Origin of the sequence: Pedobacter sp. UBA5917, assembly GCF_002432345.1 — a bacterium.
Classification (GTDB): domain Bacteria; phylum Bacteroidota; class Bacteroidia; order Sphingobacteriales; family Sphingobacteriaceae; genus Pedobacter.
This window is the reverse complement of record NZ_DJDT01000377.1, coordinates 17,867-44,578: the sequence shown is the minus strand read 5'-3', so window position 1 is coordinate 44,578 and position 26,712 is coordinate 17,867. Positions and strand designations below refer to the sequence as shown.

The following is a 26,712-nucleotide window of genomic DNA, read 5'->3' as shown; positions in this document are numbered from 1 at the left end:
GTCTTCCGATCTATTTTTTAACATACTTTGCCGGTTCTGCCAAAAACTTTTGTTTACAGCTTTCTGAACAAAAATTGTAGGTGATTTTATTATAAACGGTGGTTTTAGCTGTGTTTGGCTTAATTTTCATTTTACAAACGGGATCCACCAAAACTTTTTTTACTGAATCAGCCGGATATGTTTTTGTACCGTCGATTATTGTATTTGCGTTCGATTTTATTGCTATTGTTGCTGATCCAATAAGGATTATTGCTAAAATTGATTTTTTCATTTTTATTTATTTTAAAAGTCAGAAGTCTGATGTCCGAAGACCGGGGTTTGGATGCCCAGGTGTTATGCTCCTAATCTTCAGACTTCGGACATCCGACTTTTTACTTTACGTGGTACACCTTAATTAACGAATCCGATTCTTTTGTAACCTTAATATAACCATCTTCTACAGCCCTGATTTTAACCATTTCTGCTTTGTAATAATCAAGGTCTTCCTGTTCGGTTTTTCCCTTAAAATCATCTTTGAAGAAATGCATCCAATCCATCATTTTTTCGTCGGCAGCGTTTAACCTGTTGATCAAATCGCTCACTTTTTGCTTTTGCTGTACAGAATCGGGAGCCATTTTAACCTGATCAGAAATCAGAATTTTATCGAGCTTCATTTTATTTTTAACTACTTTTTCTCCATCAATCATCAGTTTATCGTGGATATTAAGCACTTCTTTGCGTACTGCTTTCGAATCTGGTTCAGTTTTACAGGCAAAAAATAAAATTGTTACCAGGCTGAGTATTACAATGTTTAATCTGTTCATATTATTGTGATTTAAAAATTATAGGTAATTCCGACATAAACTTTTCCGGCACTCATGGGGTGGTCGGTTTTTGCTTCCCAGATGTTCTTTTGCAGCCCGGCGTTTAAGGCTATATTTTTATAAAAAACATCTACGCCAGCACCACCCATCAGGTTATTCATTACATGTTCTCCGGTTTTTTGACCTTTGTACTTTTCTCCGGCAGAATATTCATAAAAGAATTGGGCCGATGGCATTAACTGTACATCTTTGCCGATACTTTGTTTATAAAAAATATTCAGGAAACTGGTGGTACTGTTGGCAATGCCTTCATCGCGGCTATTGGTGCCGTTAACCTTATAAGAAGTATTTAAACTTGCCCCGAATTTGCCAAGGCCAACCATGTAATTCAGATATACAAAACCATCTGTACTACCTGTTCCGGCCTGCATTAAGGACGAATAACGGATGCCAGCCGTATTTTTGAAATCGTTTTTACCTGTAGGTAATTTTACGCCTGCACCGGCAATTAGCTGCTGTTTGAAATTATCTTCCAGTTTTTGAACCAGGTGATAGCCTGCATACAGATTGATATCGCCCACACCAGAAATTGATGAAGTGTAACCATTGTAACGCTCACTATTTGAAACATAGGGCAAAATGGCATTGATTTCGATTTTACTGTTGATGAAATATTTACCCCTGATTTCTAGAGAACGGTAAAGTTCATAATCTCCCGGATTACCTGCATGATTGGTGATCGGTGAATCCTGACTTCGGGCTGGAATAAAGAAATTTCCCCCATTAGGAAACAAGGAATGCGATTGTCCTTCGTAGCCGCTAAAAGACCGGTAACGGTATAAAAGGCTAATGCTGTTACGGTTATAATAGGGAGTAATACCCATAAAACAGCCACAGATATCGCAGGCAAAAACCTGGCTACCCGTGAGTATGAAAATTAAGACTAATAGTTTACGACTCACTGTATAATGTATTTTTGATGAATTCATTGTCTGTTAATGTTTTTAAAAATGCTTTGATCTGCTCTTTTTCTGTTGAGCTTAAAGAGATACCGCTCTTTAACTGGACATCGAGATTGGCTGAAGCTTTTACGCCCGAATTGTAGTGTTCTAAAACCTCGTCCACACTGTAAAAACGGCCATCGTGCATGTATGGGCTGGTATATTCAATGTTGCGTAAAGTAGGTACACGGAATTTGCCAAAATCAGCCGCCTGGCCTGTAATGTGCGAACGTCCTTCGTCTGTACTTACCAGATCCAAACCGTTGCTCCGGTAAGAGAAATCTGTAAAAAATGGTTCTGCATGGCAAGAGGTACATTTTTCTTTGAAAAGACTGTAACCTGCCTGTTCGGTTGCATTGAAAGAAATACCGCCTTCTTTTCGCATTACCTTATCATATTTCGAATTTCCCGAAACCAGTACTGCTGTAAATTGGGTAATCGACTTTAAAATCAGCTGCGAATTGATTTCTGTTGATCCAAAAGCCTGTTTAAATAAATCAGGATAAGGTGCTGTATTTTTCAGAAATGCAACGATGGTCTGTATATCGGTACCCATTTCGCAGGCGTCGGTAATGGCGTTAAGCGGCGAAGTTTCGATGTTTTTTACACCACCATCCCAAAAGAAAGCTTTTTGCCAGGCCAGGTTAAAAAGGGGAGGTGTATTACGCTTTCCCTGACAGTTGTTTACGCCGTGACTTACTTTATGATCGAGCTGTGTAAAGGCTGCAAACTGCTGGTGACAGCTTCCGCACGAAACACTTTTATCGGCCGATAACCGGGCTTCATAAAATAATTTCTTGCCGAGTGCAAAACCTGCGTTGGTTAACTTGTTGTCTTCGAAATTGTATGCCGGAGTAGGAAAGTTTGCCGGAATAGAGAAGGTGATCTTCTTTTCTTCGGGTGTTATTTCCTCTTCATTTTTGCTACAGGCATACATCATCGCAATGCTTATCAAAAGCACTGCGATAACGGATATTTTCCTCAACATTAGTTATGGATGTGATCTAAACGGAATAAACCACTTGCATAATTGTTGGCTACAATTACAGAATTTGCACCACCCATAGTGAAATTTAATGTAGCAAAACTGACGTCGGTTTTACCAGTAAATAATGCTGCTGCATTTACGATAAAGTGCATGTTTGGTTTGCCATCTGTACGTACGCGGAGTGGATTTGCTGCATTAATCTCAGTAGCAAATGTCCTGATCGTATTATTCGGATCGGTAACACCACCAATGTGGAAGGTAAGTGCATTTCCTTTATCGGTAGACTGTGGCGAAGTTCCTTCAAGCTTAACAAATATATAACCGCTGTTCCAGGTCCAGAACATACCATTTATAGGGTCTAAAGCACCGGTTTGAGCACCGGCAAAGTTGCGGGCATAATCTACACCAATGGTATATTCAATTTTTGTATAATCGCCAACAGGAACATCTTTTAGTGTAATATTAGTTGATTCAGGCTTCGAGGCATCAATTAAAAAATAACTTTCAGGTAAGAGGTAACTACTCCCGTCAGCTTTGCTTAATTTGATGTTGCTTACATAGTATTTAAAGATGTTGATTTTAAAATCTTCGCCTTTTGCATTTTTATAAGTGGTGGTATTTAAAACCAGCGGACTTCCGTTTACCTGATTTTCGAACTCGATTGAAAAGGTCGATTTAGCATCAGGAGTAACTTCGTCGGTACTTTTTTTGCAGGAAGATAATATTATAATAGGGCACACCAATGCCAATAAGTATTGTGATAATTTCATTTTAAGAAAATTGAATAAGTAAAAAATAATTGAAGAAATTCTAATACAGTCGTCATGCTGAATTCAGTTCAGCATCTTTTGATGAAATGCATAATTGACCCTGAAATAAATTCAGGGTGACGATCGCAAAGAAAAGTTTACTTAAACCGTTTTCGGTGGATGAAAAATAGAAATCGAAAGATCTTTAACCGGTTTTTCGATGTAAAGATTTTCTGAAGTGATGATAAAATAAGGAATTTGATGGTTTAAAGCTACCGTTTGAAACCTGGGTTCAGCTTCGGTAACTCTTTTCAGGTTTTCTTGTGCCTGTTTGTTTTTGCCTTCGAGGTCTTTTAATTTTTTAGCCAGGAAACATTGTCCATCGCAATGCAGTTCAGGATGTTCTTTATTGATACAAAATACACTGGTAATGTATTCTTTGTTCATTTTATAGCCTGAATAAATTACCAATTGCATAAAGCCGTTACTAACGGTGCATGTTATGATAAGATATATGAGGATTTTTTTGAACATGGTATTGCGCTGCAAAAGTATTAAAGAAATTGATTGCAGCAAAGAAAAAATGATGAGATTGAGTTAACCACAGATTTCTATGTAATTATTTTGCCACGGATTCACGGAGATCACGGAAAACTTCCTTACCATTTTTAGCTATAACTTCTCTGTGTTAATCTGTGCCTCTGTGGCAAAATTGAAGATCTTAGCGAGAAGCTAAGGACTAATGGAATAAATTTCTTAAAGAGTATAACTTTATTTTAGATTGTAAAGTATCACATTATCTATAAATCTAAAGCCCTTAATATTTAAAGTGAAAAGTTCTAGTTCATGAAACATGGCGGTGGATGCAATTAAAGCATTTGGTAGGCTAAGATTGTGTGATAAAGAAAATTGTGCTACTAATTTTACTGCTTTTCTAGATATTGGCGAAGAAATAGGGAGAGTTAATAGTTTATCTATATCTTTCTTGATTAAGCTTAACTCTTTTTTATTCCTGGCTCCATAAAGTAATTCAGCGCAGTTAACATCTGAAATTGCGACATTATTTTGGCCGATTTTTTAAAAATTTTCAATAACTAACTCATTGCCTTTGTAAATTTCAATCAAGATATTTGTATCGCATAAAACCATTATCTCTTCCAGGCTTTTTTACGAAGTTCTTCTGAATCAATATTATAATCACTCCAAATGCCTTTAGATAGAGAAAATTCAACCGCTTCGGTTAATTTCTCTGTATCAGTGGTTTTTAATTCCGCATCGATGTCCCATGACTTTAAAAAGGCTAGTAACGCATCAATTTTGCGTTGCTCAACATTATCTTTTAAAATTATCGCTGTCATAGTGTTATCATTTCTAAATGTAAATATAAGCAATCTATTTTATTGGTGTGTTGACTTCTCGTAATTCTATAGTTTATGTGTGAGTTAGTATTATAATTATTTTTCTGCCACAGATTCACTGAGGTTATGGAAAAATTCTTATCATTCTCAGCTATAACTTCTCTGAGCTAATATGTGCCTCCGTGGTAAATAAAATAAGATGTGGAAAAACGAAAGGTGATCTTAGCGAGACGCTAAAACCAGTAGATAGACCAGAAATAAATCTGTGTTTATCTATGTGCATCTGTGGTTAATTCTAAAAACTCTGTGGCTATAAATTACCTGTGTTTTTAGTTTAAAGTAAATTTTACTTATCTTGCCTTACACAAAAATGAAACCTATGAAATTACTTAAAACTATCGCGGTGATGATGGTACTATCCTCATGCGCCAAAAAAGAGCTGCCAGATGTATCACCCACTTTTAATGATCCAAATTGGACGAGAATCGAAATTGCAGATGGGAAAGAAGCCCATGCCATTTATGGAAATATTGATGATACGCTAATGGTATCAACCCTTACCGAAATCTATCAAACTACCGATAAGGGTAAAACGTGGAAGAGAACGAAGGTAAATCACCAGCCTATCTATGGTTTTTTATCGGTTAAGGATACGGTTTTCGCACTGCAGGCCAACAGCCTTAAAAACAAAGAGAATCAATTGCTTGCCACATTTAGTCAATTCTTTACACTTGATAAAGGATTTACCTGGAAAAGATGTACTCAATATAATGTTTCTGAAGAAAGATCGCAGGAATTTGCAACGGTTAATTTGGATAATCAGGTTAAAATAAAACTAAAAGAAAATTTGGAGCCAATTAACGGTAATCCGGATCACAATTATATTTTAAAACGAGATATCACAATTTTTGAACATGGATTTTCGAAAATACTTCCTGTTCCTTTTAATAACCAGATCACCAATTTACATGTAGATGGGGCGGGAAGATTGTATGTCTCAGCCACACAGAGTATTCACGATAAAAAAACAGGAAAGTCTGTTTCATCTGAAAAAAATCAAGCTGCTATTATTTATATTTCTAAGAAAAACATAAAAGAGTTGATTGATTAATCAAAGTCCTCTGTGCTAATCCGTGCCTCTGTGGCAAATAAAATAAGATGTAGCAAAATAAAAGGGTGACGACACTAAACAAAAAGCACAGATGAATGACCTTCATCTGTGCTTATCCTTTTAATCTGTGGTATCAGTGATTAAAACTATGCCTGCAAATCAGTCATTACTGCTTTAATCTTTTCTCCAAGCTGTGCATTAACCGCATCAAAATCCTTTCTATCGGCCAAAGGTGCATTTACACTGCAATAGAATTTAATTTTTGGTTCTGTACCACTCGGACGTGCCGAAACAATACTTCCATCTTCGGTAATAAATTGCAGAACATCAGAAGTTGGGTAATCCAGTTTGGTTACCTTACCTGTTGTTAAATCAGTTTCCCGGCTTAATTCGTAATCTTTCAATACCGAAACTTTTGATCCACCGAGTGTTGCAGGCGGATTTTCCCTGAATTTAACCATCATGGCTTTAATTTCTTCAGCACCTGATTTACCTTTTTTCGTTAGCGAAACCAGATCTTCCTTGTAAAGGCCGTATTCTACATACATATCCAACAAGGCATTGTATAAACTTGCGCCTTTATCTTTGTAGTAAGCTGTCATTTCAGAAATGAAAGCGGCAGAAACCACCGCATCTTTATCACGTACCAGATCACCGATCAGGTAGCCGTAACTTTCCTCACCGCCACCGATAAAATATTTTTTACCTTCCAGTTCTGTCATTAACTGGCCGATGTACTTAAATCCGGTTAAGGTATTGTAATAAGTTACATTTTTCTTTTTGGCAATTTCTTCGATCAGGTTAGAAGTAACAATCGTTTTTACAATAAACTGGTTACCATCTAATTTACCGCTACCCTCCCAGGCCGATAATAAGTAATTAATCAATAAACTACCGGTTTGGTTACCGTTAAGTAAAACCCATTCGCCATCGTTATCTTTAACTGCAATACCTACGCGGTCGGCATCAGGATCGGTTGCCAGTACTAAATCGGCATCAATTTCTTTTGCTTTGTTCATGGCCAGGGTTAATGCATCCTTTTCTTCAGGGTTAGGATACACCACCGTTGGGAAATTTCCATCAGGTGTACTTTGCTCTTCAACAACAGTAACGTTTGTAAAACCAAACTGCGCTAAAGCTTTAGGTACAAGTGTAATTCCTGTTCCGTGGATAGGAGAGTACACAATTTTTAAATCATGCTGTCTTTTTATCGCTTCCGGAGAAATTGAAAGTGCAGTAATACCATCAAGATACAACTTGTCTACATCTTCTCCGATTAATTGAATGTTCGCTTCTACCCGGTCGAATTTAACCTCGTCGATGCTTTTAATTTTATTTACTTCATCAATTACCAGTTTATCATCAGGAGAAGTAAACTGACCACCATCAGCACCATAAGCTTTATAACCATTATATTCTTTAGGGTTATGCGATGCCGTTAACATTACACCACTTTTGCAGCCAAAATGACGTACCGCGAACGATAATTCGGGTGTTGGTCTTAAAGCAGAAAAGAAATAAACTTTTATACCGTTTGCAGAGAAAACATCTGCAGTAATTTTTGCAAAATAGTCCGAATTGTTACGGCTATCGTGTGCAATGGCCACGCTGATTTTTTCGCCCGGATATTTATTGTTCAGGTAATTTGCCAAGCCCTGGGTTGCGGTACCAATGGTATATTTGTTGATCCGGTTAGAACCGGCACCCATAATGCCACGTAAACCGCCCGTTCCAAATTCTAAACTTCTATAAAATGCATCAGTTAATTCGGTTGTTGCATCTTTATCTACAAGGGCCTGTATTTCTGCCTTGGTATTTTCATCATAATTTCCACTTAGCCATTGATTGATTGTGGCTTGTGTTGATTGGTCAATTGCCTGCATTGAGCTGTTTTTTAAATTTAATATCTGGTGTTGAACAAATTTTAAGGGATGAAGTTTGGTTGAAGGCCATTTATTTTAATCCATCCAAATTTTATTTTGTTGAGGGTGTTGCTTTTAAGCTGCTTTTGCTTATTTTCACGCCCCGATACAATAATAAAGAAAATCCAGTATTAATGGCGGGCGATTGTAACTTTTTTAAAATAGTTTTAAAATTTGCAAAATTACCATCGTTTTATTCCGGATCATAAACAATTGATAAATAGATGAAAATATTAAAATTTGGGGGTACTTCTGTAGGTAGTCCCGAGCGCATGACGAAGTTGTTGGATATCATTAATCCAAATGAAGAGCAGATTGTAGTTTTATCAGCCGTGTCTGGTACTACAAATAGTTTAGTAGAAATTGCAAATTATTTTTTAGCCGGAGATAAGAAGAAGGGAAGCGAGTGTGTCGAAAATCTATATCAGAAATATAAAACTTTTGTTGTTGAATTATTGCCTGCTGCCGAATTTCAAGAGCAGGGAAATGAAGTAATCGATTATCATTTTGGTTTTTTGGCCGGATTGGCGAACGATATTTTTACCCCGATCGAAGAAAAAGTAGTCTTGGCGCAGGGTGAGCTATTATCTACAACTTTATATCACATTTATTTAAAATCAATCGGCGTACCATCGGTATTGTTGCCTGCTCTGGATTTTATGAAAACGGATGAAGACAACGAACCTGATATTCCTTTTACCACCAAACATTTAACGCCTCTTTTGCAGCAGCATAAAGACAATAAGTTGTTCATTACACAGGGATACATTTGCCGTAACAGTTTTGGTGAAGTAGATAACCTGCGCCGTGGCGGTAGCGATTACACCGCATCATTATTGGGCGCAGCAATTCTGGCCGAAGAAGTTCAAATCTGGACAGATATCGACGGCATGCACAACAACGACCCGCGTATTGTTAAAGGTACTAAACCAATTGCACAGTTATCGTTCGACGAAGCAGCCGAGTTGGCTTATTTCGGAGCGAAGATTTTGCATCCGCAATCGGTTTTTCCGGCGCAGAAATATAAAATCCCGGTTCGTTTGTTAAATACCATGGAGCCTTCTGCAGCAGGTACTTTAATTACCCACGATAGCGAAAAAGGTAAAATTAAATCAATTGCTGCAAAAGATGGCATTACGGCTATCCGTATCCAATCGAGCAGGATGTTATTGGCTTATGGTTTCTTACGTCGTGTTTTTGAGGTTTTCGAACGTTATAAAACACCTATCGATATGATTACCACTTCAGAGGTTGCCGTATCGTTAACCATCGATGAAACAGCGCATTTGCCGCAGATTATCGAAGAACTGGAAAGTTTCGGGACAGTTGAAGTGGATACCGATCATAGTATTGTTTGTGTAGTTGGCGACTTTGGTTCAGAAAAACATGGTTTCGCCAGCAGGGTTTTAGAAGGATTAAAACACATTCCGATCCGTATGATTTCTTACGGTGGAAGTAACTATAACGTTTCGCTTTTGATTTTAAGCGAGTATAAAACTGAAGCTTTAAGAAGTCTGCACAACAGGTTATTCGAATAAGAGGAAAAAAGCACCGATTGCTACCAGTAGGCCGATCAGGAAATGAAAAGCCAGAAAGCTTGCGGGCAGCAATCCATTTTTATGTTTTTTGTAAGAATTATATAATCCTGCAGAAAGAACAAGGATGATAAATATGGCAGCTGCTATCTTCATTTTTTGATAAATAAAAGGAAAAGTACAATAAAGAGCAACACGATAAAAAACCGGATTTTTCCGTTGTACTGTTTCTGGGTAATCCTTCCGTGCTTTAAATCCAGGTAATTACCCAAATAAATTAGCCCAAAGAATAAAATTAAAATTATAATAAGGAATCTGAACATGTTCGCCGATAAAGATATATCAAAGTTTAACAATATTGAAACGCCTTTTTACTACTATGATACCGATCTGTTGCAAAAAACCTTGCGCACCTGCGCAGATGCAGCAGCTCCGTATAAATTCCACATTCACTATGCGCTAAAGGCAAATTTCAATTCTGTGCTGTTAAACCAGATCAAAGCGATCGGTTTTGGTGCCGATTGTGTGAGTGCAGGAGAGGTGAGACGTGCCGTTGAGGTTGGTTTCGATAACAAAAAAATCGTTTTTGCCGGTGTAGGTAAATCAGATAAGGAAATAAACGAAGCCCTTGATCTTGATATTTTCTGCTTTAACGTAGAATCTATCCAGGAACTGGATGTGCTTAACGAACTTGCCGCTAAAAAAGGCAAAACTGCACAGGTGGCGGTCCGCATTAACCCAAATGTTGATGCACACACCCATCACAACATTACCACAGGTTTGGATGAGAATAAATTCGGGATCAACTCTTGGGATTTGCCTGAATGTGCCGAAACCTTAAAAGCTTCGCCTAACCTTAAATTTATCGGTATCCACTTCCATATCGGTTCGCAGATTACCAATCTGGATGTATATAAAAACCTTTGCGTGCGTGTAAACGAATTTGCAGCCTGGTTTGAAGATAAAGGTTTTAACCTTCAGGTATTGAACGTTGGTGGCGGTTTAGGAATCGATTATTACAATCCTGATCACCAGATCCCCGATTTCGGATCATATTTCAAGATTTTTAATGAGTTTTTAACCGTTAAACCAGGTCAGGAAGTGCATTTTGAATTAGGCAGGGCATTAGTGGGCCAATCAGCCTCTTTAATTACCCGTGTACTTTACATTAAAAACGGAAAGAAGAAAAATTTCGTGGTTTTAGATGCGGGTATGACCGAATTGATGCGTCCGGCTTTATACCAGGCGTATCATAAAATTGAGAATTTAAGTCGGAAGTCCGAAGTCGGAAGTCCGGAGTCAACAGCCGTAAAATATGATATCGTCGGACCTATCTGTGAAAGTACCGATTGCTTTGGTAAAGAGGTAGAACAGCCTGAATCGTTCAGGGGTGATATTTTTGCTATCCGCAGTGCCGGTGCTTATGGCGAGGTAATGGCTTCGAAATACAACTTAAGAGATGCAATAAGATCGGTTTACAGTTACGAGATATAAAGATTTCGTCATTGCGAGGAAAAACGGCGAAGCAATCTTATAAAAAATACCGTCATTTCGAGCGGAGTGAAACGGAGTCGAGAAATCTGTCTCGAGATAGATCTCTCCATTCCACTGCGTTTCAGTCGAGATGACGGTTTTTTATTGTAAGTGTATCGCAATGACGGCTTTTGTTTAAATCGTCTCTAAATACAATTTCTGTAAATCAACAGCCGAAATATCCTTTGCATCCAGCGTATGCACTAGCGATCCTTGCCGCATAATCCCAATTCTTGTACCTACATTTACTGCATTAAAAATATCGTGTGTGGCCATAAAAACACTCCGGCCATCCTGCGAAAGCTGTTTTACAATTTCGCTAAACTCATCTGTCGCTTTAGGATCGAGGCCGCTTGTTGGCTCGTCCATTAAAATTACTTTTGCATTTTTAGCTACTGCAATAGCAATCCCTACTTTTTGCCGCATTCCCTTACTGTAACTGCCCACTCTTTTATGGAAAGCTTCTGGCTGCAAACCTGCCTGCAATAAAAAACTCTCAAGTTCATCTTTTTTATAGGTGTATCCTGCGATACGGCTAAAAAAGTCGAGGTTTTCTATACTGCTTAAATGACCATAAAGCATCACCACTTCGGGGATGTAGGCCAAAAACTGCTTCGTTTGCTCGTTATTTGGGCTAACCACCAGGCCATTTACCTTTGCCTCGCCACTACTGGCAGCGGTAAAACCAAGAAAAAGGTTGATGGTAGTGGTTTTGCCGGCGCCGTTTTGCCCCAGCAAACAAAATACTTCTCCGGCTTCTACCTTTAAATTCAGGTTATTCAGGGCAACATGCTCCTGGTATTTTTTGGTTAATCCGATTGCTTCTAACATATATGAATAAAATAAATATGCGGTCTGCTTATCGCTAAACAGACCGCTTAAAAATTAAAATTTTACACCCAAAGAAAGCCTGATTGTAAAAGGTTCACCCTCGATAAAGAAATAATTGTTACCTGCATAAGGAAAATCAGTGGTAATATCTCCCGAAGCCATATAACGTTTATTGGTTAAATTATCTGCAATCAATCTCACCATGTATTTAGGATTGCTAAAACTTAAGCCTGCATCAAATTTGGTATAATTGGGTAAATAAGTATCACGCTGGCTAATGGCCGAAAGTTTTGTAATGGTAGTTTGGCCCGCACTGATCGAAATTTTGTTATAACCTTTTAATGGGATGCTGTATTGCAACCAGGTATTAAAAACCTGTTGGGGTACATCAGGCATTTTTTGGCCTACAATTGATGGATCATCAGCTGTTGGGTTCAAATTATTATCTTTGGTAACTTTGGCATCCACATAAGTATAATTGGTGATCAGTGATAATCGATCGGTAATATTCCCGATAACATCTACCTCAAAACCATTGCTTACTACTTCGCCCAATTGCATGTAATAAGCAATTGCACCTCCGGCAGCCGAGTAGCTTCTGAAATCCCTTGCCGCAACATTTCTTTTTACCGAATGGAAACCGTTTACAGTAGTTAACAAACGGCCATTAAACCAGTTCTTTTTAAGGCCAAGTTCAAGATTGGTACCTAATTCGGGCTCAACAGGTTTCGATGCGGTAACGGTTTTTTGTCCGGCCTGCGGACCATCAATGGTTTCGGTTACCACCTGACCGGTTTTAGGTACAAATGATTGATCGAACAGGAAATAAATAGAAGATGTAGAGTCAGGCATAAAACTTAAGGCTGCCCGTGGCGAAAATGCGTGTTGTTTATAATAATCGGGCGTACGCGGACCTTTTGTTGTGGTTAAAATATTACGGTTGCGGTAATCCGTATAACGTGCACCAACAGTTAGCAAAAATTTATCAAATGCGATGTTATCATAAACATAAGCTGCAGAGTAATGGATGTGGTTTTCCTGTCTGATTGATCTTTTGGTAATGCTTACGGTGTTTGGATCTACATAAAAGTTTGGATTATTTCTTTCAAATGGAGTAGAAATGGTGCCGTAATATGTAGATAATGAGTCGTTACCAGTGGTATAATCACTTCCAATCAGCAAAGTATGTTTAAATGCACCTGTTTTAAATTTTCCTGATAAAAACAGGTTGGTATTATAGGTTTCGCCCAACAGATTCGAGTTGCTGGCAATACGGTTGGTTTTACCCTGATCGTTAAAACTTATCGATGTTCTGTTATTTGCCGATACCATGTACCATTGATTGGCCGGCGATTTAACAAAATTGGATTGGGAGGTAAGCTGCCAGTTTTCGTTAAATTTATGAACGGCACTAAACCTAAACGTATGCGTTTGCGAAATACTTAAGGGTAATCCGATCCCTGCGCTGAAATTTAAGCTGATCGGATCCTGTAATACATCTTTATCCTGACGTAATTTATTGATTGATGAGCCGTTTTTAACCTCTCCACGGATGTAATTATATTCGGCAATCAGGTAAGTGCGTGGACTGAAATTATATTGTAACACCGGTGCAATTACATATTTGGTGGCTTTCATGTAATTGAGATACGAATCCTGATGCTGAAAAGCGGTATTGAAACGGTAAGAAAAGCCGTTGCTTTTTAAAGCGCTCCCGATATCAGCAGTAGCACGGAAAAGATTATAATTGCCACCCGTAACCTGCACATTCAACAGTTTTTCTTTTGGCGATTTCGTTACAATGTTCAAAGTTCCACCAGGTTCGCCCAAAGCACTTATAAAACCTGCCGGACCTTTAATAAACTCAAGGTTTTCGATAATGGATTCATCATCCAGTGTAGCACCTAAAACCAATCGGTTTGGCATCCCGTTTATGGTGGTGGCTGCATTAAATCCCCTCACTTTTATCGATGCCGAATTATCAAAGGGCGAGCTATTATAACCGAAATACACGCCGCTGGCATTTCTGGCCACGTCTTTTAATTGCAAGCCACCTTGTTGTTGTATCAGGGCAGAAGAAATGCTGATGATGTTTTGTGGCATCTGCAACAACGGAACCTGCATTCTTAAGGTATTGGATAGGGTGTCTTTTTTAAGTTTAACTGCTTTCTGGCCATCAATGCGGACTTCGTTAAGCTGTCGTGTTTTTGTGGTCGAATCCTGTGATGATTTATTCCGTTTCTCGTGCTGCGCAAAAACCTGTGGTACCGAAATAAATAAGAGTAAAATTAAGTAAAGTGTTTTCTTCATTTTTTTGTGTGATTGGTATGTATATTATCGTTTGAATTAAATTTTAACAGGGATTTTTTTGGAGAGGAAAATGATGCAGAAACTAATGCCAAAGAGGTATAAAATACCCGCTATAATATTCTGATTTTTGTTTTTTATTGATTTAAGTTTAAATTGAGGTAAGTTTCTTAAATCATTTAAGTTTAGTTTTTTATCTGAGATAATATAGCCAGTCATAAAATCAACCCATGTTTTTTGAAAGGCATTTACCTGCTCCTGATACGAGAGGTAATCGTTCAGTCCTGTTCCGGCTATGCCGTTCAATAGGTATTGTGTTTTAGTAGCCGGATTGATCCAGTTTAGGTTTCCTACTGCTTTATTTTGTGCTGCCGGATATTGGTTGTAGTGCTCGATGCTCCGTGTCATACGCCTGCCTAAAAGATCGTAATAAGCCGCAAAACGTTTATTGCTCGTTTCACTTGTGTCTGCCGCTTCCCTTAAATGGCTGTATTTTGGGTTGTTCAGGTAAAAAGTGTCGATCAATAATTTACGCGGCATCGCCCAAACCGCTTCACTATTTTCCCTTAGTGCTACAGCTGCATCGGTTTTTAAAGGAATGGGGTAGTACAATCGCACAACTGTATTACACAACGCAGGTAATAAAATCAACAGCGCACACCACAGGCCCAAAAGATAAAGGGCGTTATGTACCGAACTTTTGCCGAGCCTGATGATGAAAAAGGTAATGGCAAACCAGAAGAAAATATAGGCACTTGCGCTAATCAGCCATAATATAGCTGCGGTAAGATCAAATGCGATCAGTTTGGCCGAAATGATAAACCCGACGATGCTCAACAGCCACACCATTAAACCAACCAACAGAAAACGGAAAGCAAGTTTATAACCGATAATCTTCCCGAAATAAATTCCCTGTAGCGATAGTAGTTTGTCGGTTTGTTGTTCTTTTTCTTTGGACCAGGTATTATAGGTTAATGCAATGGCTAGTATCGGTATGAGGTAGATCATCACATAAGCCAGGTCAAAATTACCTGATGCCTGCATTTCAGGATTTGAGATTTCGGCATTCGAACCCTGCACAAAATTGCGTCGCCGCGTAATCACATCATAATAAGGTTGTATATCTCGCTGTCCGATTGATAAAATGCTTACTGATTGTGGTTTATGAACGGCATTTAAAGGGTTTTTGTATTCAATTACTGAAGGGATACCGGCTTGATTAAACAGGGTTTTGCCTTCCGTAGTAGTGATGTCTGCTGAAAAACTGGCTTCTAATTCCTTATATTTTTTTTGGTATCCGCTTTCCAGACTATCGATAGCTAGCAATTGTTTTTGCGTAAAACGATAACCGTAATAAATGCTGTAAATCCCGGTCAGGAAGAAAAAACCGATCAATAACAGGATGAATTTTTGCCTTGCGAGCAATCGGAGTTCAAATAGAAAGATGGTTTTAAGCAGCTGCATAATGAAGGGCTAAATAACGTGAAGCAATAAATTGAAGAAATAATACAAGGATCAAAATCCAGCCTAAGAGAGATGAAAAAGCTGTTATTCTTAAGTTTAACACTTGTTTGAGTGCAGGTAGCTGATACTTGAAATCTTTAAGCTGGCTAAAATATTTTGGTCCAACGATGTATTCGCCTTTAACAGTTTTACCATGCATGGCCAATTGCATGTTTAATTGCCTGATTAATTGGTTGCGGTAAGTTTGGGCCTGTTTAAAAAACTGTTCGTGATGGTAAAAGTCCGATCCTGCCAAAGCCATCGATAAACGTTTGGTGGATAGGAAAGGATCGAAAATGCCTGCGGTGCTTAGAAAATGCTGTTGCTGATCAAAACTGTTTTCAACTGATTTAAAATAATGGTTAAAAGCCATGGTGCGGTAATCTTCATTGTATTGGAGCGTTAAGCCGTCCAGATTAAACGGTAGGGCCGAAACGCTATCTACATGATATTTCTTCAATAAACTATTGATATAGCGTTCGCCACGGGCTGCGTAAGGATCATTTCCGTTTAAACCTTTTCTATAGCCCTGCTCAACCAGATCGCTAAAAGTAGCACGCGACATTAAGGGATAACTACGGTCTGCAACGCCTGTAATTACTTTCGGGAAAATGATTCCAGTGAAAACCCAAAAGCATAAAGCCATTAGCAATGCCTTGCCAGAGTGGCTACAGATGGCTGAAATTAGTGTGCCTACCAATGCAATGAGCAAAAAGTATAATAAAAAAGTAACCAGAATCCATCCAAATCTGGGTAGAAGCACAACAGCATCGGTTGAAAATGAAATTACTGCGGCTATCAATATAAAAACAGGCAACACTATGGCTGTAATAAGCAGGTAATTTGCCCAAACCTTTGTCCAGATAATTTTTCGGCTACTCAGGCCTTGCGCTAAAAGCATTTTAAGCGTGCCACTTTCTTTTTCGCTGGTAATGCTGGTAGAAGTATTGAATAACAGAAATAAGGGGATGAGCAATTGTAAAATCAGTGCGAAAGTGAGGTTTCCAAAGCGCATGGCCGTGTCATTATTCTCGGCTTCGCTATCGCTCATTTCATGCTGCACGTGGGCTTCAACCCGATAGGTACTGCCCGTAAAGTCGTTAATGCCGGTATCAAAAACGTTAAGCAGGTTAACCGGTTTAAACAGGTAGGTTCCAAAATGGCCTGCATCGTGTGGGTTACGTTGCTGGTGTTCCCATTGCTGTCTGAAAAGCACATTTGCAGCCAAACGCTGTTTATGGCTGATCTGATAGTTTAAAACTGTACATACGGTAGCGGCAATAAATAGCCCCCATACAATAATGGCCGAAATCAGCACCGTCTTATTCCGGTAATTCAGTAATAATTCTTTTTTGATCAGCATCTGCCAGGTGGCAAAACCCTTTTTATCCATCTGAAAATTTGTAATTTTTTAATGCATCAAAGTTGCATTATATTTTACATATTTGCAACTACATTGCATTTACCAATTTTCTTTACGCCATGTTTAAAGATTTTATCCGTAGAAATAAGTACCCGTTTTATAAGCAGCCCGATGCGATGGATTGTGGCCCCGTGTGTTTAAAAATGGTTGCGGCTTATCATGGTAAAAATCTTTCGATGCAGCATTTAAGGAAATTGTGCCGCATTGGTAAGCAGGGTACAACCATGCTCGATCTGATCGATGCTGCTGATCATCTCGGTTTTAAAACCCTCGCCGCAGAATTGTCTTTTAGTAAACTTGATAATGTTCCGATGCCTTGCATATTACATTGGCAAAAACAACATTATATAGTACTTTATGAAGTAAATGATCAATATGTTTATCTGGCAGATCCTGCTTTAAACAGTAAGATTAAACTTAATATTGAAGATTTTTTGGCTGGCTGGGCAATCAATACAGAAAAGAAATCGGGCAGGGTTTTACTGTTACAGCCTGATCAGGCTTTTATCGATTTAAAGGAAATCCCCGAGCACAAAACAACCCTTTGGTCTTTATTGCCTTACCTTAAACTGCACCGCAAAGGTTGGTTGCCGGTATTGATGAGTTTAATTCTGGCAAGTGGTTTTTCGCTTATCATTCCGTTACTTACTCAAATGGTGGTTGATAAAGGTATTAACGGAAAAAATACTAATCTGCTTTTGCTTATCTGTTTAGGTCAGTTAATGCTTTTTTCGGGCCGGATGTTGATGGATTTTATGCGGGCGAGGATTTTGTTCCGCATCGGCGCCAGAACAAGTATCATCATGCTGAAAGATTTTCTGGCAAAACTGATGAAACTGCCTTTTTCTTTTTTTGATAACCGCCAGGCAGGCGACAATATGCAGCGGGTAAACGATAACCAGCGTATTGAAGAGTTTTTAACCAATTTTCTGATCAATTTTATCCTTTCGGCCATTACTTTATTGGTACTCGGCGGGGTATTATTTTATTATAACTGGCAGATATTCCTGCTTTTCATCATTGGGGCAGGAATTAGTATCATCTGGTCTAACTCTTTTCAGCAGAAACGTAAAATTATCGATCAAAAGAAGTTTAAGGTGCTTTCTGCCAATCAGCAATTGCTTTTGGAGATTTTTTATGCCATGCAGGAAATCAAACTTACGGGGAGCGAAGAAGATAAAAAAGAACTCTGGGAGAGCCTGCAGGATCAGTCGTTCGATCTGAAACTAGAAGCACTCCAGCTCGATCAGCGCATGCAGGGCGTTGGTTCTTTTATTAATGAGGTTAAAAATGTACTCATTACCTACGCTGCGGCCATGCTGGTGATTAACGATCAGATTACGCTTGGAGGCATGTTGGCTGTTACTTACGTATGTGGGCAGCTTAATGCGCCTGTTAATCAACTTGTCGAGTTTTCGAGGGTATCGCAGAATACCAAATTCAGTTTAATGCGGATGGACGAAGTACAGCAGGAAGAAGAAGAGGACCTGGAAGTAAAAGAGGACCTGAAAGATTCCGGCCCCGTTGATATTTCTTTGAACAAAGTCTCTTTTCAGTACGGAAGCAGGCATTCTCCTTTTGTTTTAAAGGATATTGACCTGTTAATTCCTGCCCGAAAAGTTACAGCGATTGTGGGCATGAGCGGGAGCGGTAAAACAACACTCATTAAACTCCTATTGAAATTTTATGGCTTAACCGATGGTGAAATCAGTCTGGGTGAACAAAATATCAGCAACGTTAATGCGAAATCGTGGCGGAAACATTGTGGTGTGGTGATGCAGGATGGCTATGTGTTTATGGATTCGATCGCCAATAACATTTTTGCCGGTGCTGGGGTAAAAGATTTCGATAAGCTTTATGAGGCTTCTAAAATGGCCAATATGCACGATTTTTTCTCGTCAATGCCTTTTGGCTACGATACTGTGGTGGGGAGGGATGGTTACGGGCTTAGCGAAGGACAAAAACAACGTTTATTAATCGCCCGGATGATTTACCGTAACCCTGATTATGTGTTTTTGGATGAAGCTACCAATGCCCTTGACGCACAGAATGAGCGATCGATTGTAAATAACCTGAATACTTTTTTTAAGGGCAAAACGGTGCTGATTGTAGCCCACAGGTTGAGTACCGTTAAACATGCCGATCAGATTGTGGTAATGCACCAGGGTGAAATCCGGGAGCAGGGTACCCACGAAAGTTTGCTTCTTAAAAAAGGAAGCTATTATAACCTGATCAAAAACCAACTCGAACTGGGCAAATAAATACCTATCACTATGAGCTTACAGATTTTTCCTTATTCTTTGGTGCGTTATGCCGGATTACATCATCAACTTTTTGACAATTTAAAGTTAAGAGACACAGAAAATCTGTTGAAATCTTTAAGGAGACTCATTCACGAAAAAGAACAGTTAAAAAGTAGCTTTTGCGATGCTTTATATCCCGTTATTACTGAGCAGCAGGATGATAAAGTAAGACAACAGCTTATTAATATTAAAAGGCAGGTATTCAATGATAAAAAGATCAATAATGAGCACATTTTTCTCTTACCAAAAACGTTACAGAATGGCCTGCTAAGTTATTTGGATAAAACAGAAGAACTTGCATTTTTTCTTGATGAAAATGTAGCAAAATTTGAAGATGTGCAAAATCTTCATCGTAAATGGTTACAGCAGATGGCTTTAAGCCCTGAATTACAGAAAGGACTTTTATTATCCAGTCCTTTACTTTACGAACAGCTAAACAGTTTCGTTAAAAAAGACGGCAAAAACTTTAAACAAAAGGAGCAACGTATACTGTTCAGTTTGTTGCGGTATCTCAGCAGGATGGCTTTTAAAACCTCGCCATTTAGTAGTTTTACCTACAGCGGATTAATGACTCTAGGCCAAACAAATCCGTTTGATCGTGTAGGTGCAGTACCACAGGTTAAAAGCCGGTTAAAATTAAACAATACCATATTCGAATATCTTAAGGCCATTATTAAAAAACATCCATTATTGAATGAGCATTTGTTGGTTAAACTAAACTTAACAGCCGAAATTAAGGACGATAAGATCTGTTTTTTGAGTAATTTCAATAACATAGAATCTTTTCAACAGATAAATGCAAATGGTTTACAGTTAATTGTTTACGAATATTTTAGTGATAATGATGGGTTGGTTTCCCTGAAAAAATTAATTCATTATTGTGCCGAATACCTCGAGAATGGTGAGCACGAAAGCATAAAAATTTACCTGATCAGGTTGATGGAAGCGGGAATGCTCGAAATGAACCTGGGATTTTCGGGGATGGATGAACATTGGGGTGATAAACTATTGCTTTTTCTTATGGACCTAAGAGACGAAGAACCTTCAGTTTTACCGATTATTTCGCTTTTTGAGTGTTTGAAAGATTATATAATGGCATATCAATCAGCTGATCCTTTTGCCAGATATAACATTCTTCAGGAAGCCGAGAAACAACTAAATATTGTATTTGCTGAATTACAACAAGAAGCCGGGCTTCCTTTCTACGCTGCTGCATCTGATCAGAAATTGGCAGCAGAAAGCCCTGAAACAGTTAATTTTTCACTCAATAAATTTGTGCCTTATTATTTTTCAGCAAAGCATATTTTTTACGAAGATTGCTTTACTTCTGAAAATTTAATGCTTCCTGATCAACCTGTTAAAGATTTTGTTTTGAAAATAGACGAGCTGGTTGGTCATCTGCTTCCGCTCGATGTAATGCGAAAAGAACGGGAAAAAATGCGTGATTTCTTTTCGCAGCATTATCCAGATGACGAAGCTGTAACTTTAACAACTTTTTACAAAGACTATTACTTTTTTGTTAAAAAGCCTGAAAAAGAACAGAAATTACTGGAAGAAGTTGATTATTTAGCACTTAAGCAATGGAAGGAAGCTGTTTTGATGAAATTTGCTCAATTAATTGATGCTAATGAAGAGCTGATTCAATTTAGTCCTGATTTTTTTGCTGATCTGCCAGAAAGTCAAAATTTAGCGCAAAAATCATCATTGGGTATGTTTGTGCAGTTTTCTGATGATAAAGACGGATTTTCGGGTGTGATCAATGCGCTTTTGCCTGGTATGGGTAAGGTAAGCGGGAGATTTTTATCATTATTTGATGAAAAGGTTACCCAAAGTTTTGTTCGGCATAACGAAAAGCTTTTTCCAGATCAGATTAAAGTGGAGCTTAGTGATGCCTCAACATTCAATGCCAACATTCATCCAGCTTTATTGACGCATGAACTTGAGCTGCCTGGTGGAAATAATATCTATCCTTTAAATCAACGATTTAATATCCGCGACCTAAAAATTAGGTATAACACAGAAAGGAAAATTCTTACGTTACATTCTGGCGATTCGGAATTATTTAGCTATGATTTAAGTTTGGAGTCTTTTTATAACCGCTCTAACCTTTATCAGCTGCTTGCACATTTTAATCCTGATGCCCGTGTATCATTACAGCCTTTTATCCAGTTGGTTGATCAGTTTTATATGGATAAACACGTTGTTCCTGCCCCTGATATATTTACGCTGCCCAGGATCGTTTATGCTGAAAATGTGGTTATCCGGCGTAAAACATGGCGGATCAAAACCGAAATTCTCCCGGTCCAGAAACAGGCCGAATCTGATTTCAGCTATTTTATCAAATTAAGTAACTGGTTGGAAAGGAATAAAATTCCAAATGAGGTTTTTATTTTTCTGCGGAAACGTGCTTATCAGGCAAAACCTGAAGGAAAACGGGAGGGGCTGCATGATGATTATAAACCACAATATTTATCTTTTGATCATCCTTTACTGATCGCTATGTTTAAAAAATTGCTTTTAAGGGCAGGCGAATACATCACTTTAGAAGAGGTTTATCCAAAACCCAATCAGCATATGGTACGCGAATACCTCATTCAATGGTATAATAACTGATGGGTTTATGAAAAAACAGGAAGAAAAATGGCTGTCGCTATACATTTTTTATGATGAAAATGCCGACAGGCTTTTAAAACAAGTTATACATCCTTTTATTCAACAATGGTATGGCCCCTGGTTTTTTATACGCTATTGGGAAGGCGGAGATCATATCCGTTTAAGGTTGAAAGCTGCTGAAATTGAGCACGACGAGATTGTTAAAGCGTTAAATTTAGAAAATACAAGTATTAAATCTATTCAGGTTGCTCAATATGAACCAGAAATCGATCGTTATGGGAATTACAAAAGCATAACCTGGGCAGAAGAATATTTTGAATGTTCTGCTAACTATGTATTGAATTGGATCGCTAAAAAAGAAGCAAGTCAACTGCCTGCCATTCAGGCAATAAAATTACACCTCACCTTACTGCATACTTTAAAATGGGATAAAGAAACACTGATAGCAGTATGTAATTTCTTTTTAGAAGGTTGGTTACCAAAATTATACAATCAAACCGATCCAAAGGAAGAACAGCGTACTTTTTGGTTGAGCCAATTTGAAAAGGTTTTTGCTCCTGTGAAAAATCAAACCATTCAGGCAACAAATCAGTTTTGGCAAGAGCTAAATGGAGTTGTGGTAAATCACGATTTATTGGATTATTTATCAAAAACTACTGAAGTGATGAATCGATATCAAAATTCTGATTTTGAAAAAGATAGGTTATTTCAGATAATCTCCAGCTTTATGCACATGAACAATAACCGCCTGGGTATTTCTAACTATGAAGAGGCCTACATCATGCATGTTATGATAGCCTGTTTGCAGTTTATACATAAAAATAAAATCCAGTAATCTCGAAGATGTTTACCGAAAAAGATACCGAAAAACTGAAAGAACAGCTTGATGAAATCTATGTGGAGTTGATTTCCAATCTCCAGGAAAATGATCTTGAAATCTGGTGGTCAACACCTTTTTACGTCAATCCTGATGAGTACGAATTCAGGGAAAGTTACGATCTTTTTAATGGCAATTGCGGTATTATCCTGTTCTTTTTAACCTTATATCAATCCGATGGAAATATTGACCATTTAAGGATCGTGAATAAAGGGATGCATCGCATCTTAAATGCCGATGCAGTATTGAACCCAAAATTTTTTGCACTTTATACCGGATTGGGTGGGGTAATTTATACTTGTTTAAAGGTTTTCGAGGTTACAGGCGAATATTTTTACAAAGAAAAAGCACTCGAACTTACTTTGTCTAATCGGCAGGAATTAACGGAAGGTTTATTGAAAACCGATCTTTTAAGCGGTTATAGCGGTAATTTATTGATGTTGACCTTGCTTTATCATCATACTGCCGATGTTAGCGTTTTAAATATGGTCAATTTGTTGATGGATAGACTGATTACAGAAGCAAGGATATCAGAACAGGGCTTTAAATGGGACTACTCCGGTTCTAAAAAGGCCTATGATAGTATGACGGGTTTTTCGCATGGTGCATCGGGCATTGCCTGGGTTTTGATGCAGGTTGGTGCATATTTTAAAACTGATGGATTGATCTATCTTGCAGAAGAGGCGTTAAAATATGAGATGCAATATTACCACGCACCAGCAAAAAACTGGTTGGATTTGCGCCTCGGACCACACCGTTTAAATAAACCAGATGTTTATCAATGGAAGCTGCAAACTTTTTTGCCTGAAATGACTGATGTAAATGCCTGGGCACACGGTGCTGCCGGAATAGGAATTACAAGGCAAATGGCATATCAGCTCACAAAAGATAAACAATATGAAATAGACTGCAACAATGTTCTGAAGCGCTGTGTAGATGATCTTGAAAAACTCGACCGGACTGATTTTACATTGGTAAGCGGTTACTGTGGCATGATTCCGTTTTTATTAAACCATGGTATGAAAACGAAAATTGTTTCCATATTGGCTCAGGCCAGGGGTTTTCATCAAAAAACAAATAGCTATAATGGTTATATTTCGTGTGGATGTGATGATTGTGGATTGCTCTCGGGCAAATCAGGTATTGGTTATATTATCCTAAACGTTTTGAATGGTAAAGACATGGATAGCATATTGGCTCCGAAATTGCCCAAAAGCGATAAAAAAATCATATTTGAAGATAAATACGGTAAAAATCTGGTTAAACAAGCTATTTTTTCTAAATATTATAAGAGAACATTAGAAAAATTAAATGCTGTTGATTCAACTTTTTTTGATGCCAAAGACATTAATGATTTTAAAATAAAACTTCAATCTGAAGTATCGAAAATCAGTAGCAGGGAAATTCAAAAAGTATTCGATTTAGAAAGTAGTTTGGTTAATTTATGGAAGGAGCACAAAGGTTATTTCAGTTTTGAACGAAAAAATAAGTACTGGCAAAAAATAGCCGAAGAAAGTCTTCTGATAAGGGATGAGGCGTTAATGGAAAGTACTTTCAGATTAAGTACACATGTAGTAATTTACCATTACAATAAAACCAATGATTTAGATATTCTTTTATTGATCAGTGAAGGAAATGGAATAAAAGAAGTACAGGTTGGTGTATTTGCCGCAATGATTTTAAATGCAATCGAGAAAAAGGAACTGAAAGGAGTGGAGCTTGTAGAATCGCTTCAGTCTATTCTTTTTAATGAGAATATAACTGAAAAGTCATTGGCTGAGTTGCAAGATAAAGTAGTTCAGCAGATCCGATTATTAATTAAAGCAGGCTTTGTGGAGGTATTTGGGTTAACTGGTTAATTGTTTAAATCGGTTAACTGTATCACTTCCTATCCATTCGTTCTCCTGAACTTGTTTCAGGATCCAAACTAGAATAGTTTCATTCGTAGCTGAGAATTGCAAACTGAGTAATGGTTAATTGTTCTCAACCGCTAACCGCGATACGCCAAACGCAAGTCGCTAATCGCATTACGCTAACCGCCCATCGCTTAACGAAACAAGGCGCCCTAAAGCGCCTTGAGATGAAAACACCTGTTATTAACTAACAAATAACGGTGGTACATTTAACCGGTGGCGTATGGTGGTCATCTGTTTGTTCGGTGTGGGTAGGCTCCGATACATTACCCAAACCGCCCGATAAACGCATAGCCACTTCGCTATCAATACTGGTTACAAAACTTTCTAATTGAAGGTCCTCTAAACTTAAAGTGATTTTTTCTGATTGATTTTTCATAAAATAATTGATTAATGTTGATGCCTACTGGTGGTTACGGGTTTTCGGCTTATCCCCGGTTGCAACAGCACTAAGTTAATTAATTGCAACTATGTTGCAAAATAAAGATCGATATTTTTGCAACTATGTTGCGAATAATGTTTAAATGAAAACCAAGGTGTTGATTATCAGTATTTTGTTTATTTGTTGCTAGTCGTCGTATTTCAGGAAATACATGGAGATACCTGTGATAAAGGTGCGGGTAGAGAGGTGGGAGGTGAAAAATATTTAAGACCCCGTCATTTCGAGTGGAGTACAGCGAGTTTGATAAGGGACTTATTAATGATCTGTTGACGATAGAAATCTCTCGCAATGTAGTCATTTCGAGCAGGCCCGATGGTTATCAGGCGCAACGGAGTGGAGAAATGAATCTCGGGATAGATCTCTCCACTCCACTGCGTTCCGGTCGAGATGACGGATGTTTTAAAAATCCGTTGGGAATAGAGTTATTTACTTCTTGTTTTTAGCTGCGACAAAAACAAAAACACCGGCAACTAAAATAATACCGCCAGCGTAAGGAGGCCAGTTAACTGATTTTTCTTTGTCAGCAGATATTTGGATGTGGCCTGCATCAACTATCTTTTCTTTTTTGGTATAACTAAAGCCAGTCCAAATTAACATGGCAATACCCACTACGATTAAAATTAGGCCTACTGTTTTGTTCATGATTATCTATTTATATCAGAACAGCGCCAGGTTGATTATGTTTTAGCGGAATGAATAACCAAGACTTATTTTCTGCGCGTAATTTACATTATCTGCCATTTCGTACGAAAGCGAAAATCGATGTATGTACAGAAAATAATTGAAAACCCAGCCCATTGAATTTTTTCCATTGATAAAATCATTTGCTTTGGCGCCAGATCTAAAGCTATTTGCGAAATTAGGCGTGCCCCCTATGAAAAACCTAAAAGCATGCCGGATTTCATGGTCAAACCTCGCTCTCCAAATTACTTCTGTAGATAATCCGGTTGTTAAAATTGTCTTTTTGTTGCTAACGGCTACATAGTCAGGTATGTGGTTGCTGTAAACCTCTTGTCTGAAATTCGCATAATCTCCACCTTCAAAACTAAGTGAATTTTCAAAGTTAATATACCTGAAGTCTGTATTTCCATTGGCCGAAGTATTATGGAATCCGGTAGAAAACCTTAAGCCAATACCGCTAACAGATTTCTTAAAAGAGGGGTAATAATTTTTTAAATATTCTGCATTATCATTATGATCTCCATCTGATGCTTTTCCGGCATAACCGAAAATTCCATAGGAAATATTCGATTTTTCGAAAGTGTGCGACCGGCTTATATTTGCCATTCCCAGTTCGAAAGCAGTGCCTGCATTTGGCGAAATAGAGCCTGCATAACTTGCTGATACAGTGGTTAAAGTCTTAATCGTATCTGCACCCATTGCTTTTGGTATATAGCCCATGTTGTTACCCATAATAGCTGGGGTAAGAAAAGATGTACAGGAAGTAAATACAGTAAGGAAAAGTAAAGAAGAAAGAGCGGTAATTTTAGTTTTCATTTT

The 26,712-nt window shown here is 38.1% G+C and carries 24 protein-coding genes; 7 read left to right on the top strand and 17 right to left on the bottom strand.

Annotation, left to right across the window (positions count from 1 at the left end):
- Positions 1-10: 10 nt before the first annotated feature.
- The 8 genes from B2V92_RS26485 to B2V92_RS26455 form a co-directional block, all read right to left on the bottom strand.
- Positions 11-271 (bottom strand): YHS domain-containing protein, encoded by a 261-nt coding sequence (locus tag B2V92_RS26485; protein WP_293313959.1) that lies wholly within the window; start codon positions 269-271, stop codon positions 11-13.
- 100 nt (positions 272-371) lie between these two features.
- The gene (locus B2V92_RS26480; protein ID WP_293313956.1) at positions 372-803 is read right to left on the bottom strand and encodes a hypothetical protein; all 432 of its coding nucleotides are present in this window, start codon (positions 801-803) and stop codon (positions 372-374) included.
- An 11-nt stretch (positions 804-814) separates the two neighbouring features.
- Complete coding sequence (locus B2V92_RS26475) at positions 815-1,765, bottom strand: transporter (RefSeq protein ID WP_293313953.1); 951 nt, start codon at positions 1,763-1,765, stop codon at positions 815-817.
- The gene (locus B2V92_RS26470) at positions 1,755-2,792 is read right to left on the bottom strand and encodes a cytochrome-c peroxidase (RefSeq protein ID WP_293313951.1); all 1,038 of its coding nucleotides are present in this window, start codon (positions 2,790-2,792) and stop codon (positions 1,755-1,757) included. Before B2V92_RS26470 ends, B2V92_RS26475 begins: the two co-directional genes overlap by 11 nt.
- Positions 2,792-3,562, bottom strand: a complete 771-nt coding sequence (locus B2V92_RS26465; protein WP_293313948.1) for an MbnP family protein — start codon at positions 3,560-3,562, stop codon at positions 2,792-2,794. Before B2V92_RS26465 ends, B2V92_RS26470 begins: the two co-directional genes overlap by 1 nt.
- A 141-nt stretch (positions 3,563-3,703) precedes the next feature.
- Entirely contained in the window at positions 3,704-3,988 is a 285-nt protein-coding gene (locus B2V92_RS26460) for a hypothetical protein (protein ID WP_158544323.1), read from the bottom strand.
- Positions 3,989-4,312: 324 nt separating this feature from the next.
- A complete protein-coding gene (locus tag B2V92_RS26580) occupies positions 4,313-4,594 on the bottom strand; it encodes a PIN domain-containing protein (RefSeq protein WP_414691909.1) in 282 nt (93 codons plus the stop codon).
- A gap of 95 nt (positions 4,595-4,689) precedes the next feature.
- The gene (locus B2V92_RS26455) at positions 4,690-4,899 is read right to left on the bottom strand and encodes a hypothetical protein (protein ID WP_293313941.1); all 210 of its coding nucleotides are present in this window, start codon (positions 4,897-4,899) and stop codon (positions 4,690-4,692) included.
- A 379-nt stretch (positions 4,900-5,278) separates the two neighbouring features.
- On the opposite strand from B2V92_RS26455, the gene B2V92_RS26450 reads away from it, so the two are divergent.
- Positions 5,279-6,010, top strand: a complete 732-nt coding sequence (locus B2V92_RS26450) for a hypothetical protein (RefSeq protein WP_293313938.1) — start codon at positions 5,279-5,281, stop codon at positions 6,008-6,010.
- 146 nt (positions 6,011-6,156) lie between these two features.
- Here the strand turns inward: B2V92_RS26450 and B2V92_RS26445 are convergent, their stop codons facing one another.
- On the bottom strand, positions 6,157-7,893 hold the full coding sequence (locus B2V92_RS26445) for a phospho-sugar mutase (protein WP_293313935.1): 1,737 nt from the start codon (positions 7,891-7,893) through the stop codon (positions 6,157-6,159).
- Between the two features lie 263 nt (positions 7,894-8,156).
- Here B2V92_RS26445 and B2V92_RS26440 point away from each other — a divergent pair, with 263 nt between their 5' ends.
- Positions 8,157-9,470 carry an aspartate kinase gene (locus tag B2V92_RS26440; protein WP_293313932.1) on the top strand — a complete coding sequence of 438 codons (1,314 nt, stop codon included), beginning with the start codon at positions 8,157-8,159 and terminating at the stop codon, positions 9,468-9,470.
- On the opposite strand, the gene B2V92_RS26435 is transcribed toward B2V92_RS26440, so the two are convergent.
- Positions 9,459-9,623: a hypothetical protein gene (locus B2V92_RS26435; RefSeq protein ID WP_293313929.1), complete on the bottom strand. Its 165-nt coding sequence runs from the start codon at positions 9,621-9,623 to the stop codon at positions 9,459-9,461. The genes B2V92_RS26440 and B2V92_RS26435 overlap by 12 nt on opposite strands.
- A 165-nt stretch (positions 9,624-9,788) precedes the next feature.
- On the opposite strand from B2V92_RS26435, the gene lysA reads away from it, so the two are divergent.
- Positions 9,789-10,961 carry a diaminopimelate decarboxylase gene (lysA, locus tag B2V92_RS26430; RefSeq protein ID WP_293313927.1) on the top strand — a complete coding sequence of 391 codons (1,173 nt, stop codon included), beginning with the start codon at positions 9,789-9,791 and terminating at the stop codon, positions 10,959-10,961.
- Positions 10,962-11,135: 174 nt separating this feature from the next.
- On the opposite strand, the gene B2V92_RS26425 is transcribed toward lysA, so the two are convergent.
- Genes B2V92_RS26425 through B2V92_RS26410 form a run of 4 tightly spaced genes read right to left on the bottom strand, consistent with a single transcriptional unit; the run spans position 11,136 to position 17,034 of the window.
- Entirely contained in the window at positions 11,136-11,831 is a 696-nt protein-coding gene (locus tag B2V92_RS26425) for an ABC transporter ATP-binding protein (protein WP_293313924.1), read from the bottom strand.
- Positions 11,832-11,885: 54 nt separating this feature from the next.
- On the bottom strand, positions 11,886-14,141 hold the full coding sequence (locus B2V92_RS26420) for a TonB-dependent siderophore receptor (protein WP_293313921.1): 2,256 nt from the start codon (positions 14,139-14,141) through the stop codon (positions 11,886-11,888).
- Between the two features lie 36 nt (positions 14,142-14,177).
- The gene (locus B2V92_RS26415) at positions 14,178-15,602 is read right to left on the bottom strand and encodes a DUF3526 domain-containing protein (protein ID WP_293313918.1); all 1,425 of its coding nucleotides are present in this window, start codon (positions 15,600-15,602) and stop codon (positions 14,178-14,180) included.
- Positions 15,589-17,034 (bottom strand): DUF3526 domain-containing protein, encoded by a 1,446-nt coding sequence (locus B2V92_RS26410; RefSeq protein ID WP_293313915.1) that lies wholly within the window; start codon positions 17,032-17,034, stop codon positions 15,589-15,591. The genes B2V92_RS26415 and B2V92_RS26410 overlap by 14 nt, the downstream gene beginning before the upstream one ends.
- Before the next feature lie 89 nt (positions 17,035-17,123).
- Here B2V92_RS26410 and B2V92_RS26405 point away from each other — a divergent pair, with 89 nt between their 5' ends.
- The 4 genes from B2V92_RS26405 to B2V92_RS26390 are packed head-to-tail and all read left to right on the top strand — an operon-like array spanning position 17,124 to position 24,716.
- The gene (locus B2V92_RS26405) at positions 17,124-19,325 is read left to right on the top strand and encodes a peptidase domain-containing ABC transporter (RefSeq protein ID WP_293313913.1); all 2,202 of its coding nucleotides are present in this window, start codon (positions 17,124-17,126) and stop codon (positions 19,323-19,325) included.
- A gap of 12 nt (positions 19,326-19,337) precedes the next feature.
- Positions 19,338-21,980, top strand: coding sequence for a lantibiotic dehydratase (locus B2V92_RS26400; RefSeq protein ID WP_293313910.1), 2,643 nt, complete (start codon positions 19,338-19,340; stop codon positions 21,978-21,980).
- Positions 21,981-21,987: 7 nt separating this feature from the next.
- Positions 21,988-22,815 carry a thiopeptide-type bacteriocin biosynthesis protein gene (locus B2V92_RS26395; RefSeq protein ID WP_293313907.1) on the top strand — a complete coding sequence of 276 codons (828 nt, stop codon included), beginning with the start codon at positions 21,988-21,990 and terminating at the stop codon, positions 22,813-22,815.
- 8 nt (positions 22,816-22,823) lie between these two features.
- On the top strand, positions 22,824-24,716 hold the full coding sequence (locus B2V92_RS26390) for a lanthionine synthetase LanC family protein (RefSeq protein WP_293313904.1): 1,893 nt from the start codon (positions 22,824-22,826) through the stop codon (positions 24,714-24,716).
- 241 nt (positions 24,717-24,957) lie between these two features.
- Here the strand turns inward: B2V92_RS26390 and B2V92_RS26385 are convergent, their stop codons facing one another.
- The 3 genes from B2V92_RS26385 to B2V92_RS26375 all read right to left on the bottom strand — a co-directional run bounded on the left by B2V92_RS26385 (position 24,958) and on the right by B2V92_RS26375 (position 26,709).
- Positions 24,958-25,149, bottom strand: coding sequence for a pinensin family lanthipeptide (locus B2V92_RS26385; RefSeq protein WP_113948872.1), 192 nt, complete (start codon positions 25,147-25,149; stop codon positions 24,958-24,960).
- A 489-nt stretch (positions 25,150-25,638) separates the two neighbouring features.
- Positions 25,639-25,854 carry a hypothetical protein gene (locus B2V92_RS26380; RefSeq protein WP_293313898.1) on the bottom strand — a complete coding sequence of 72 codons (216 nt, stop codon included), beginning with the start codon at positions 25,852-25,854 and terminating at the stop codon, positions 25,639-25,641.
- 42 nt (positions 25,855-25,896) lie between these two features.
- Complete coding sequence (locus B2V92_RS26375) at positions 25,897-26,709, bottom strand: hypothetical protein (RefSeq protein WP_293313895.1); 813 nt, start codon at positions 26,707-26,709, stop codon at positions 25,897-25,899.
- Positions 26,710-26,712 lie beyond the last annotated feature (3 nt).

Bases quoted from the DNA above. Each gene is read 5' to 3' on its own strand.
- B2V92_RS26485 (WP_293313959.1), bottom strand. From the start codon at position 271: ATGAAAAAATCAATTTTAGCAATAATCCTTATTGGATCAGCAACAATA.
- B2V92_RS26480 (WP_293313956.1), bottom strand. From the start codon at position 803: ATGAACAGATTAAACATTGTAATACTCAGCCTGGTAACAATTTTATTT.
- B2V92_RS26470 (WP_293313951.1), bottom strand. From the start codon at position 2,792: ATGTTGAGGAAAATATCCGTTATCGCAGTGCTTTTGATAAGCATTGCG.
- B2V92_RS26465 (WP_293313948.1), bottom strand. From the start codon at position 3,562: ATGAAATTATCACAATACTTATTGGCATTGGTGTGCCCTATTATAATA.
- B2V92_RS26460 (WP_158544323.1), bottom strand. From the start codon at position 3,988: ATGAACAAAGAATACATTACCAGTGTATTTTGTATCAATAAAGAACAT.
- B2V92_RS26455 (WP_293313941.1), bottom strand. From the start codon at position 4,899: ATGACAGCGATAATTTTAAAAGATAATGTTGAGCAACGCAAAATTGAT.
- B2V92_RS26450 (WP_293313938.1), top strand. From the start codon at position 5,279: ATGAAATTACTTAAAACTATCGCGGTGATGATGGTACTATCCTCATGC.
- B2V92_RS26445 (WP_293313935.1), bottom strand. From the start codon at position 7,893: ATGCAGGCAATTGACCAATCAACACAAGCCACAATCAATCAATGGCTA.
- B2V92_RS26440 (WP_293313932.1), top strand. From the start codon at position 8,157: ATGAAAATATTAAAATTTGGGGGTACTTCTGTAGGTAGTCCCGAGCGC.
- B2V92_RS26435 (WP_293313929.1), bottom strand. From the start codon at position 9,623: ATGAAGATAGCAGCTGCCATATTTATCATCCTTGTTCTTTCTGCAGGA.
- lysA (WP_293313927.1), top strand. From the start codon at position 9,789: ATGTTCGCCGATAAAGATATATCAAAGTTTAACAATATTGAAACGCCT.
- B2V92_RS26425 (WP_293313924.1), bottom strand. From the start codon at position 11,831: ATGTTAGAAGCAATCGGATTAACCAAAAAATACCAGGAGCATGTTGCC.
- B2V92_RS26420 (WP_293313921.1), bottom strand. From the start codon at position 14,141: ATGAAGAAAACACTTTACTTAATTTTACTCTTATTTATTTCGGTACCA.
- B2V92_RS26415 (WP_293313918.1), bottom strand. From the start codon at position 15,602: ATGCAGCTGCTTAAAACCATCTTTCTATTTGAACTCCGATTGCTCGCA.
- B2V92_RS26410 (WP_293313915.1), bottom strand. From the start codon at position 17,034: ATGGATAAAAAGGGTTTTGCCACCTGGCAGATGCTGATCAAAAAAGAA.
- B2V92_RS26405 (WP_293313913.1), top strand. From the start codon at position 17,124: ATGTTTAAAGATTTTATCCGTAGAAATAAGTACCCGTTTTATAAGCAG.
- B2V92_RS26400 (WP_293313910.1), top strand. From the start codon at position 19,338: ATGAGCTTACAGATTTTTCCTTATTCTTTGGTGCGTTATGCCGGATTA.
- B2V92_RS26395 (WP_293313907.1), top strand. From the start codon at position 21,988: ATGAAAAAACAGGAAGAAAAATGGCTGTCGCTATACATTTTTTATGAT.
- B2V92_RS26390 (WP_293313904.1), top strand. From the start codon at position 22,824: ATGTTTACCGAAAAAGATACCGAAAAACTGAAAGAACAGCTTGATGAA.
- B2V92_RS26385 (WP_113948872.1), bottom strand. From the start codon at position 25,149: ATGAAAAATCAATCAGAAAAAATCACTTTAAGTTTAGAGGACCTTCAA.
- B2V92_RS26380 (WP_293313898.1), bottom strand. From the start codon at position 25,854: ATGAACAAAACAGTAGGCCTAATTTTAATCGTAGTGGGTATTGCCATG.
- B2V92_RS26375 (WP_293313895.1), bottom strand. From the start codon at position 26,709: ATGAAAACTAAAATTACCGCTCTTTCTTCTTTACTTTTCCTTACTGTA.